This is a genomic window from Butyricimonas faecalis (genome assembly GCF_003991565.1).
Lineage (GTDB): Bacteria > Bacteroidota > Bacteroidia > Bacteroidales > Marinifilaceae > Butyricimonas > Butyricimonas faecalis.
In genome coordinates, this window is the sequence record NZ_CP032819.1 from 3,848,391 (window position 1) to 3,860,628 (window position 12,238).

Sequence of the window (12,238 nt, forward strand, 5' to 3'; positions counted from 1 at the left end):
GTAGGCGGGGATTTTTGTTGAAAATAAATGAATTCCTGTACCCGTTTTTTGGTGGAAGTTCGTGTTAAGTTAAAATTTAACTGAAAAAGTATAGATGAATAAATTGAAGTTTGCAAGAAAAAGGGTATTGCCTTTTTTGTGTATCATGTTGTTGAGCATTTCACTTCGAGGACAGGAGGCGAGTAAAGGAGATTTTTCGGAAAAACGCATTTCGATAGAAAAGTGTCAACAATGGGCGATGGAGAATTATCCAGCCATCAAGCAACACGATTTGCTGGATAAAGCTCGGGAATATACATTGTCGAACATTTCCCGGGTTTATCGACCGGAGTTTAGCTTGTCGGGGGTCGCTTCGTGGCAGTCTGAGCGGATGAAGTTGGACTTGAAAATGCCGAAGACGGTGAATGTCAGCATGGATTTGAACGGGCCGGTGAGTATTCCGGTTTCTATTCCCGAGATGTCCATTCCGGTGAGTGATCAAGATCGGTATAACGTGTCGTTGATGTTAAAACAAGCGTTGTGGACGGGGGGAAGAGTGAAGGCCGGGAAGCAAGTGGCAGAGAGCGAAATAGACATGATGCATGCGGGGTTGGATGCTCAGTTATACGAGATTAAGGATAAGGTCAAAGAGTTGTATTTCGGTTTGTTGACGATAGAGGGGAAAGAGAAACAATTGGATTGTGCGGATGAGATTTTGGATAGTTTACATGTTCGTGCCGAGGCCGCATTGAAGGATGGTGTGATTTATGAAACGGATTTAGATGTGATAGAGGTGGAGCGTATTAAATACAGGCAGTTGCGATTGGAGTTGGAGGCTAAGCGAGAGGCGTGTTTGGGTGTGTTGTCCATGTTGATTCATCGCCCTTTGTCGAAGGAGACTGAGTTGCAAGTGCCCGAGGAGGTGATATTGGAAAGCGATAAGATTGAACGGCCTGAGTTGAAATATTTGGATAGTAAGATTGATCGTTTGGAGGCGGATTTAAAGATGCAAAACGCAGAAAACATGCCGAAATTAGGATTGTTTGCCACGGGGGGGTATGGAAAGTCGGGATTGAATACGTTTGACAAAGAATTTAAACCTTATTTTATCGGAGGAATTATGTTGAGCTGGAATTTTGGGAAACTAAATACTTTGAAAAATGATCGTAAATTGAAACGGGTGCAACAGGAGAGCGTGAGAATCGAGCAGGAGAGTTTTATTTTTAACACGAAGATGGAGATGTTGATGCAGGATGCTGAAATTAAGAAAATGAGAAATCTGGTGAAGGAGGACGAAAAGGTGCTTCGTTTGCGAGAATCTATTAGACAGGCTTCGGAGGTAAAATACGCGAATGGCGTGTACACGATTTCCGAATTGATTTCCGATGTAAATTATGCGTTGATTGCTCAACAAGAGAAGTTATTGCGGGAGATCGAGTTGAAAATGATGATTTATTCAAAAAAGATAACGTTGGGTTTATAATATCCATGAAAGGAGAGTTCAATCGAATTGATAAAGTTTAAAGTATTTGAATGATGAATAGCAAAATTTTATATACAGTGTTTTTGGCTTGTGTTTTTGGAGTCGGTTGTAATCATAAAATGGAAAAACGCCAAGCGTCGGGAATGTTTGAGACAAGAGAAGTGGTGGTTTCGTCGGAAATCAGTGGAAGAGTGGAGCGTTTGGAGGTGATGGAAGGTGATTACGTGGAGGCAGGTAAAGTGGTCGGTTTGATCGACACGATGCAGTTGCATTGGTTGAAGGTGCAAGCCCAGCAAGCTGCAGTGGCTGTGAATGAACGAATCCCAAATTTAGACAAAATATTGGAAGTTTACCGCTTAAAAGTGGAGCGGGGAGAGAAGGAGTTGGCACGGGTGGAACGTTTGCTGGCAGGAAAGGCTGCCACGCAAAAGCAGTATGATGATGTGAAGGCAATGGTGGATGAGGGGCGTTCTGCATTGGAGGGACAGACTCATCAGGCCGAGGTGATGATTGCCGGAGCAAAGGCTGAGAGCGCGGCGATTGCGTTGAAAGTGGATCAAGTGAATGATCAGATTCGTCGTTGTTTGATTACCAATCCTGTGTCAGGTGTTGTTTTGGCCAAATACACGGAAGAGCAGGAGCTTGCCGCACCCGTGAAAGCTCTTTACAAGATAGGGGATATGAAGAACATGTATTTGCAGGTGTATGTTGAAGGATTTCAAGCCAATCGTTTGAAAGTTGGAGATTCGGTGAAGGTGTTTGCCCAGTTGGGAGGGGGAGAGGAACGAGAATACCAGGGACGTATTTCATGGATCGCTTCAGACGCAGAGTTTGTTCCTAAAACTGTACACACTCAAGACGAACGGGATAATTTGGTGTATGCCGTGAAAATTCATGTGGAGAATGACGGTGTTTTGCGGGTTGGTATGTATGGTGATGTGAAGTTTGATACGTTGTAATCCGAAGGTATGATTGTCGCTGAGGATATTTGTATGAAATACCGTCAGGTATTTAAAGAGGTTGTAGCCTTAAAAAATATTTCATTGAATGTGAAGAAGGGTGAAATATTCGGGTTGATCGGTCCGGATGGGGCCGGTAAGAGCTCGTTATTTCGAATTTTGACAACCCTTCTTTTACCTACCGGAGGAAAGGCTTCCGTCGGGGGGTATGATGTGATTAAGCAATTCCGGGAGGTGAGGAATATTGTGGGATATATGCCGGGTAAGTTTTCTCTTTATCAGGATTTGTCTGTAGAGGAAAATTTGACTTTTTTCGCTAGCGTGTTTGACACGACGATTGAAGCCAATTATGATCAAGTGAAAGATATTTATGAACAATTGCTTCCTTTTAAGAATCGAAAAGCCGGAGCCTTGTCCGGGGGTATGAAACAGAAGTTGGGGTTGTGTTGTGCTTTAATTCATAAACCGAAAGTTTTGTTCTTGGATGAACCGACAACAGGTGTTGACCCTATTTCACGAAAGGAGTTTTGGGATGTGTTAAAAAGATTGAGTGGAGATGGGATTTCCGTTTTTGTGTCCACTCCTTACATGGATGAAGCTTGTTTGTGCGACCGAATCGGATTGATTTTTCGAGGAGAATTGCTTGATGTGGATACTCCGGAGCGATTGATTGGAAAGCATGAAAAAAAATTGGTAGCATTCAAGGCGAAAAACATGTATCGTTTACTAGGAGATATTCGAAAAGAACCGGGTGTTTATTCCTGTTTCACGTTTGGAGATTCTCTTCATACCACTTTCCGGGAGAAGGATTTTCCGGTGGAAGAGTTTGTTCTCTCCTTGAAGAATGCGGGATATACAGACGTGGAATGGAAAAACATAGAAACGGGGATTGAAGATTATTTTATGATGTTAACGAATGATATAAGCGATGGAACGGGTTATTGAAGTGGAACGGTTAGCAAAGAAGTTTGGTACGTTCACCGCGGTTGATTATATTAGCTTTTACGTGGAACGTGGGGAAATTTTTGGATTTCTGGGAGCAAACGGAGCGGGTAAGACAACTGCCATGCGAATGTTGTGCGGGTTAAGCAAACCTACTTTTGGAACAGGGAATGTGGTCGGGTTCGATATTATCCGGGAGTCGGAGAAGATAAAGAGACGAATTGGGTACATGAGTCAGAAATTTTCTTTGTACGAGGGATTGACCGTGAAGGAAAATATCCGTTTGTACGGGGGGATTTACGGAATGCGACGTCGTGATATTGCACAAAAGATGGATCGGGTGTTGGCGTTTCTTGGCCTTTCCTCGGAGCGTAACACGTTGGTGCGGTTGTTGCCACAGGGGGTGAAACAACGATTGGCTTTTTCCGTGGCAACATTTCATGAACCGCAGATTGTGTTTTTAGATGAACCGACCGGTGGGGTGGATCCCGCTGTGAGACGAATGTTTTGGGAATTGATATATGAGGCTGCAGCCGAGGGAATAACTGTTTTTGTGACTACGCATTATATGGATGAGGCCGAATATTGTGATCGGGTATCGATTATGGTGGATGGCCGAATTCAAGCGTTAGATACTCCTATGGCGTTGAAACAGCAGTACGGGGTTCCGGGAATGCAAGAAGTGTTTTATTTGTTGGCTCGAGGCGCCCAAAGAAAGGAGTGATGTGATGAAATTGAAAACGTTTATAGATCAATTTTTAGCTTTCACGCAGAAAGAGTTTTTTCATATTCTTCGCGACAGAAAGACCTTGCTAGTGTTGGTTGTGTTGCCGATCTCCCAATTGTTGATATTCGGTTTTGCTTTGAATAGTAGTTTGACGGAGATGCCGACGGCCGTGCTAGATCTGTCGAATGATCGGATGAGTCGCCAAATTATTTCAAAAATAGACGCTAGTTCTACATTTAAAGTAGAGGAGTATGTACATTCCATGCAGGAGGTAGATGAGTTGTTTAAATCCGGAAAATTGTCACAGGTATTTGTGTTCATGCCCGGTTTTGAGCGTGAGATTAAACGCACTGGCAAAGGGAATGTACAGATCATTATGGATGCGAGTTTGCAGATTAACGCTTCCACGTTGGAATCTTATATTTTGGCTACATTGTTGGAATATCAGCAGGAGATCAATGCGGGGCGGGAGTTGCCTATACAGATTATTCCGGAGGTGAAGATGAGGTATAATCCTCGTTTGGATAGTGCGTTTCATTTTGTGCCCGGGGTGATTGGAATTGTGTTGATGTTAGTTTGTTCGATGATGGCTTCATTGGCTATCGTGAAAGAAAAAGAGTCTGGAACGATGGAGGTACTACTGGTTTCACCCGTGAGACCACCCGTCATTATTTTGGCAAAGTTGGTGCCTTATTTGTTGGTAGGAATGATAAATATTGTGGTTATTTTGCTGATATCCGTGTTTATTTTGAACGTACCCATAGCAGGAAATATCTTTTTGCTATTTCTGGTCGGAACGATTTTTACATTGTCATCGTTGGCTCTAGGAATCATGGTATCGGTTTTGACGAAGACGCAGCGTAGTGCTATTATCATTTCTATTGCCGGATTGATGTTGCCGGCAATCACGTTATCCGGTTTTATATTTCCATTGGGCTCGTTGTCATTGTTGATGAAAGTGATTGTTCATTTGATGCCGGTAACGTTGTTCATTTCTGCTGCAAGAAATATTATGATTAAGGGTTTGGGGATGGATGCTGTTTACCCGGAATTATTCGGTTTGATTGTGATTACCGTGGTGTTAATTGTTATTAGTATTAAGTGTTTCAAAAACCGCTTGTCATGAGGATTCTTGGATTTTTATTGCAAAAAGAGTTTATTCAAATATTCAGGGATAAGACGATACTGCTGATTTTATTTTTAATCACGGTGATCTTGTTGTTTATTCTTCCTCCGGCGGCAAAAGTTCGGACTTCTCGAATTGCGTTGAGCGTGGTGGATCACGATCGTACAGGGACATCATCCAATTTTTTGCGCAAGTTGACAAGTTCCGGTCAATTTGCCATTGGTGCCTACACGAATACTTACGAGGAGGGGTTGAAGGTTTTGGAAAAGAGTAAGACTTCTGGAATTCTTGAGATTCCTAAAGGATTTGAGAAGAACATTATGGAACGGGTGGAGGCCCCCATTATGTTGGAGATAGATGCGGTGAACGGGGTGACGGCGGGACTATCATCGTTTTATTTTTTACAGATCTTGGGAGAATATATAGAGGAGTATGCGGAAGGATTTGGTTTCCAGTCCGGTTTTCAAATTGAATCACAAGAAGAGATGATGGCTCGGGTAGAAGCGGAGGCTCAAGCAGAGATGACGAAACGTCTTAGGAAGGAGGCTGCATACCGGGAAAATGTGATGCAAATGCAGGAGGTTGCAATGCAGACAGATATGCCCGAAACGGAAAAAATAACGTGGGGTGAAAATTACGGTATCTCCACAAGTCTATCCGATATGGAGAATGGGAATTCGAATGAAGAGATTGTGGTGCCCCGGTTTGTACAGGAAAGTTACGTGTCGGATGTAACCGTTCCGCTTATTGAGAAACCTGCTGATTGCGGATTCGAGCAAGTAAATATGGTGGTGAGTCATCGTTATAATCCGGATGGAGAATCCAGCTTATATCAAATCCCTTCTCTTTTAGCCATATTGGTATGTATTATAGGAACAACCTTATCCGCTTTGAATATTGTGACAGAAAAGGAAAGTGGAACAATAGAACAAATGAATGTGAGTCCGGTGAGTCGGAGTGCTTTTATCGTTTCAAAAATTGTTCCCTCTTGGGTGATAGGAATGGCTATTTTAACGATTGGCTTGATTATTGTGCGGGTAATGTACGGGATTGTACCCCAAAGTAGTTATTGGAGTATCTATTTGATTTCATTTCTTTTTTTGGTTTCCATGGTTGGATTTGGCGTGCTAATTTCCACGGCGTGTAGAAATCAACAGCAAGCCATGTTGTTGTGTTTTTTCTTTTTGTTGATTATATGTTTGTTGTGTGGCATGTGGACTCCGATAGACAGTATGCCAACATGGGCGAGATTTATTGCGGATATAAATCCATTGCGTTATTATATTGAGGTTATGCGACTTTTCTTTGCTTATGGCAGTGAGTTACGGCATGTGTTGCCGCAGATGGGTGCCTTGTGTGTGTTTATCGTGGTGTTTAACGCATGGGCTATTATGAATTTCAGAAAAGCTAGATAATTAAATATTGTATGTATGAAAAAAAGTTTTGTATTTTTATTTATTTCGTTATTTCTTTTCTCCTTATGTGATACTGCATGTGGACAGGAGGATACAAAGAAAAAGAAATCTGAAAGTAAGACTGCCGAAACTGCAAAGAAACCGGCAGCTAAATCAGTAAGTAAATATGACAAGTTGTTCGACAAGAAAGGGCATATTGCTACAACGGGTGGTTTTATGACCTTACACCTGGTGGATGGAAAATTGTATTTCGAGTTACCATTGAAATATATGGGACGAGAAATGTTGTTAGCTTCCACGGCTTCAGAGTCTAGTAATCCGATGCTTTGTACAAACGGTTACAAAGCGCATACTCCTCGCCACATCAAGTTTACTTTGGAAGATAGCACGGTGTACATGAGAAGTGTTAATGCTGCTTTGGATTGCCGTGTAAACGGGGAGCGGGGAAAATTGTTGAAAGAGAAAAATTTCATAGAGCCGATGTTGGAGGCATATGAAGTGGCTGCTTGGAATAAAGACCGTTCTGCTGTTGTATTTAACGTGACCTCTTTGTTTACGGGATCGGATGCAGATTTGTCTCCCGTTAATGATGGTATTGGGAAGTTGACCGTAAAAGCATCTCCTCAGAAGGCAGGAATAAAATTGGATGAGATTAAAGCGTTTGAAGACAATGTGATGGTTTCAACTTGGTATGCTTATCGTGTATCTGTGAGCCAAGGAAGAACTCCCGTGGTGACTGATGCTCCGTTGACCGTGAAGGCGTTGCGTTCATTGTTGTTATTGCCGGAGGATCGTATGCGCCCAAGGTATTCAGATGCTCGTCTTGGAGTGTTTTTGACCGATAAGCAGAGTATCGAGGAAGAGGGTAGCCAAATGCGTAAATACTCTTTGGCAAATCGTTGGCGCTTGGAACCCCAGGATCCGAAAGCTTATAAGAGAGGAAAATTGGTGGAGCCGGTGAAACCGATTGTTTGGTATGTTGATGATGCATTCCCGGAATCTTGGAAAAAACCGATAAAAAAAGCTGTTTTGCGTTGGAATCAAGCTTTTGAGAAGATCGGTTTTAAGAACGTGATGCAAGTACGCGATTTCCCGAAAGATGATCCTAGTTTTGATCCGGACAATTTGAAATATTCTTGCATTCGTTATATCCCGTCGACAGTGCAAAATGCGATGGGGCCATCTTGGGTAGACCCGAAAACCGGAGAGATCATTACAGCCTCTGTAATTGTTTATAACGATATTGTGAAGTTGATTGCACAATGGCGTTTCACGCAAACTGCACAGGTTGATCCTCGTGTTCGGGCTCAAGTAATGCCAGATGATGTAATGGATGAATCAATTACTTATGTGATTGCTCATGAGATTGGTCACACGTTGGGATTAATGCATAATATGGGAGCCTCTAGTGCCTTCCCGGTTGATTCGTTGCGTTCTGCCAATTTCACGAAAAAATACGGGACAACACCTTCGATCATGGATTATGCCAGATTCAATTATGTGGCACAACCTGGAGATAAGGGTGTAAAATTGACTCCTCCGGATTTAGGTGTGTATGATGAGTTTGTGATTAAATGGTTGTATACTTATTTCCCTGATCTAAAAAATGCAGATGAAGAAAATAAGGTGTTGGAGAAATGGGTAGATGAAAAAGCCGGAGATCCACTTTATCGCTTCAGAAAACAGCAGATGCTTGCTCGATTGGATCCTTCTGCTATTGAAGAAGATTTGGGAGATGATCCTGTGAAAGCAGCTGATTACGGTATCAAGAATTTGAAGTATATCTTGAAAAATATGAATAATTGGATCACAGATGATCCCGATGGTTCATATAGAAAGTCTTTGTACAACACGCTTGTTAGTCAATATGCTCGTTATTTGCAAAATGTAATATATAATGTGGGGGGTATTTACTTAACTGATGTAAAGGACGGGACTCCCGGAGAACGTGTTCAACCGGTTGATCGAGAAGTTCAACGTGCTTCTTTAAAATGGGTGTTGAAACAAATCAATGATTGTGATTGGTTGAATAATAAAGAGGTGACTAAACATTTTGGCCCGGACATGGCGATGTCTGCTCGGGTGCAGAATATGGCGATTATGGCTTTGTTTAAAGCAGGACAAAATGTAGTATTGGCATCTCATATTTCCAATAATTCTTATTCTCTGGAAGAGTATTGTAATGATTTGTACGATGGAGTGTGGGAGAGTGCTATTGCTAATCGGAAAGTAACCCAAGGAGATAAAATCATGCAAAAAAATATGTTGGCGATGATGAAATCGTTAATTAAACCTTCATCTAATAATTTGTTGGGATCACTTTTAGGAGGTATTTCGAATGAAGTGGGTTCACCTTCTTGGGATGAGGTTGAATTGTATGGTTTGTATGATGCGGTTACAGAAAAGGAGTCTATAGAGGAAATGAGTTCTTTGGGCATGACAGAACAAGAGAAGATAAACGAGGTGTTGAATAGTTTCGGGTTTGGATATGGCTATGGCTGGCAACGTCCGGTGAAGACGGATATTATTGATGAAACATTGACTAATTATTGTGCTATTGGGGTGAAATTGCGCACGTTGTTGATGGGTAAAGCAATGAACGCCACGGATCAGTCTTCTAAACAACACTATCAAGCCATGTTGTTTATGTTGATGCAGATGATGGATGGAATAAAATTATAAATAAAATCGGACGATGAAATTTATGGTATTATTGTTTGTTATAATGTCTTTGGGCATTATAACAAACGCCCAGGATGGGGTAAAATTCGAAGATCTGACTTTTGAGCAGGCTTTGGCTAAAGCGAAAGTCGAGAACAAACTTGTTTTTATGGATTGTTACACTTCATGGTGTGGACCTTGCAAGAGAATGTTGAATACTGTTTTTGTTCAAAAAGAAGCTGGGGACTTTTTTAATCCCCGTTTCGTGAATGTAAAATACGACATGGAGAAAGGTGAAGGCATTGAACTGGCAAAACGTTTTAACGTGAAGAGTTTCCCGACCTTTTTTATTATTCGTCCCGATGGAAGCATACAGCATAAAATAGGAGGAGCAGGATCTTTAAAAGCTTTTTTGGGTTGGGTGGAGAAAGGATTGCATGAGGAAACTTCTCTTGACTTTCTGAATAAACAATACGAAAAAGGGGGAATGAATAAAAAACAAATGTTGGAGTATCATAGAGTTCTTTTGTGTGCCGGAGAGAGAGAGAATGCTAAAGTTATTTTAGATAAATTGAGAAGTCAGTTGAATGATGACGATCGGGTAAAAGCGGATTACTGGTTTTTGTTAGAAGGCCAACCACATGGATCTGAAGGATTCAATTTTGTTATCACTAATTATGCTAAGTTGAAGAAAAATATCGGAGAAGAGAAGTTGTCGGATTATTTGTCTGAAAATTACAACAAAGTTTTAAATAATGTCTTTAAAGAAGAGGGGAATAATGATGTAAAAGCGATAAAAAATTTATTGGATCAAGTGTCAAAGGAATGGAGTTTAATAGGTTGGAAACCAGATACTCGCTTACAGAATAAATTGAACTTGCTTAAAGCTTGTGTTTCCCGAAATGCGGAACAAATTATTTCATGTATTGAATTCGGTTTGGACAAACAAAAGGTGTCTAAATGGAATTTTGATTTATGGATGATGCTGTCTGCATTGGAATTTGTGGACTTGGAAGGGGGAAAAGTGGATAAAGCGAGAATCTTGGCAATCGAGACAAGAATTCAAGGGTATTTTGCAAATTCAGCAAGTATGCAAAATCGACTGGCTCCTTATTTCAAAAGATTTAAATAAACTTTCTTGTTTATTTGTGTTAGAAGTTGTCTTGAAAGCTATGTTTTCAAGACAACTTCTTTTTAGGAATGTTCCTAAAAATTCATTCGGTTTGTACCCCTAAAATTAAATTCATCCGTTCTATTCATAGAGAATAAGCTAGACTTGAACGGCGTGTGCAAGTCTTTGTTGAAACTAATATGATAATTTTATATGAAAAGAATCTTAATTTTTTGCAGTGTTTGTTTGATGATTTTATTCGTGATGAGCACGATGGTTTCTTGTCGTAGTTGTGGTGATAAGAGAGTTGATGACATTTCTAAGGTCCCGGGAATTTACGAGGGGCAGGCAGAGTTGTTGATTCCGGATAATTTGAAAAAGATGGTTAAACCGGATTCTACAGGGAAAAGTCCGATTCCTGATGGCCCGATACCTTGTAAATTAGAGATAAAAAAGAATGAAAATAAAGAGTTAACAATCGAAATTGTTGATTTTAAAATGCCGAATGGCATGGAACTGGCTCCCTCTTCTTGTCGGGTAAGCCAAGATGGTGAAGTATTTAATTTGGAAGGAGAAGGCAAGGTGTCGTTAGGAACTAAAGGTTCGTTGTCTTACGAACATGAGGGGAAAATAGAGGGAACCGCGATCCATTTGGATGGAACGGTATATATTATACCGAAAGTGTTGGGGGTAAAAATTGTATTTGACGGAGAGAAAAAATAGAAAATGTTAAGTTTTAAATTTTATGGTATAACATGAAAAGATTTTTTGTTTTAATGGCAATTTTGGGAATTGCATTCTGTTTTGCTTGTGGCGATGATAACGGGGATGGTTCTTTAAATTTGAATGGAAGCTATTCAGGAGATGCGTTAAAATTGACGTATAGTGATGTCGTGTTTCCTGGAAAAACCGTGGTATTTTCTTCACAAGATGGTCAGGGTGCTTCCTTGACATTGAATGGGGTTATTCCCGGGGAGTTGGAAACAGTTATTTCAGAAGTAGAATTGCTACAGGATAATGCAGGTTATCAGTTAACGGGAAAAGATGAAAACATTCACCGGGCTATAAATTTGACAGGGAAAATAGAAAAAGGTTTGTTGGTGTTGGGTGTGAACGTGAAATTTGATAATGTTTTGATCGGGAAATGGTTGTTGAACGAGAAAAAGCCGGGGAGTGTGATTTGGACTACGGTTGATGGAGAATCTGTTACATTGGCAGAAATAACGACTGCAAATGGTGTACGAATAATGTCTTTAACAACCAAAACAGTTGCTACCCTTCTCCCGATGCTGATGAAGGAATTAACCAATTATTTAAAGGATATATCTTTTCTAGCGGATGGAAATCTATTGGCTACCTATAATGCTTCTGAATCGGAAACTGCAGCTGATTGGAAATCCTTAGATCTGAATTCTATTCATTATTATGTGGAGGATGAAACAAATTGCTGCATTTATCCGAATGTAGAAACGTTAGCTAGTCAGATTCCGGCACTGGATACAATGAAAATAGAAAAATCAATGCTTCAGCAATTTCTGGTAAATGGTGTTCCTCTTAATTTTGATTTAAAAGAAGACGTTGATCCTAGAACATTGTATATGTATGTGGATGAAGAGTATATTAAACAATTGATCCCGTTAATCAAAATGGCAGGAAGTGTTGTTCCGGAGGATGCAAAGATTGAAATACCGGCGACTAGTGGTTCTCCCCTGTACATTTCTTTAAAAGAATTACTGACAAATCTACCTGTAGCGTTAGAGAAAACGGAAACGTTGGAGATTGGATTGAATTTTATTGAAACGAAAGATCCATCGAAAAGTGAGTAGGTTTTGTTA

8 protein-coding genes and 1 pseudogene are annotated in these 12,238 nt (G+C 40.7%); all 9 read left to right on the forward strand.

Annotation, left to right across the window (positions count from 1 at the left end; all coding sequences use genetic code 11):
* The first annotated feature begins 94 nt into the window (after nt 1–94).
* On the forward strand, nt 95–1,462 hold the full coding sequence (locus tag D8S85_RS16630) for a TolC family protein (protein ID WP_228423246.1): 1,368 nt from the start codon (nt 95–97) through the stop codon (nt 1,460–1,462).
* A 50-nt stretch (nt 1,463–1,512) separates the two neighbouring features.
* Nucleotides 1,513–2,421, forward strand: a complete 909-nt coding sequence (locus tag D8S85_RS16635; RefSeq protein ID WP_228423247.1) for an HlyD family secretion protein — start codon at nt 1,513–1,515, stop codon at nt 2,419–2,421.
* Between the two features lie 9 nt (nt 2,422–2,430).
* Nucleotides 2,431–4,087, forward strand: a pseudogene (locus D8S85_RS22285) (ATP-binding cassette domain-containing protein).
* Between the two features lie 4 nt (nt 4,088–4,091).
* A complete protein-coding gene (locus tag D8S85_RS16650; RefSeq protein ID WP_106481438.1) occupies nt 4,092–5,216 on the forward strand; it encodes an ABC transporter permease in 1,125 nt (374 codons plus the stop codon).
* Entirely contained in the window at nt 5,213–6,631 is a 1,419-nt protein-coding gene (locus D8S85_RS16655; protein WP_106481439.1) for an ABC transporter permease, read from the forward strand. The genes D8S85_RS16650 and D8S85_RS16655 overlap by 4 nt, the downstream gene beginning before the upstream one ends.
* Before the next feature lie 15 nt (nt 6,632–6,646).
* The gene (locus tag D8S85_RS16660) at nt 6,647–9,313 is read left to right on the forward strand and encodes a zinc-dependent metalloprotease (protein ID WP_106481440.1); all 2,667 of its coding nucleotides are present in this window, start codon (nt 6,647–6,649) and stop codon (nt 9,311–9,313) included.
* 13 nt (nt 9,314–9,326) lie between these two features.
* Entirely contained in the window at nt 9,327–10,424 is a 1,098-nt protein-coding gene (locus D8S85_RS16665) for a thioredoxin family protein (protein WP_106481441.1), read from the forward strand.
* 192 nt (nt 10,425–10,616) lie between these two features.
* Complete coding sequence (locus D8S85_RS16670; protein ID WP_106481442.1) at nt 10,617–11,126, forward strand: hypothetical protein; 510 nt, start codon at nt 10,617–10,619, stop codon at nt 11,124–11,126.
* Nucleotides 11,127–11,158: 32 nt separating this feature from the next.
* Nucleotides 11,159–12,229 carry a DUF4925 domain-containing protein gene (locus D8S85_RS16675; RefSeq protein WP_127075396.1) on the forward strand — a complete coding sequence of 357 codons (1,071 nt, stop codon included), beginning with the start codon at nt 11,159–11,161 and terminating at the stop codon, nt 12,227–12,229.
* The last annotated feature ends 9 nt before the right edge of the window (nt 12,230–12,238 follow it).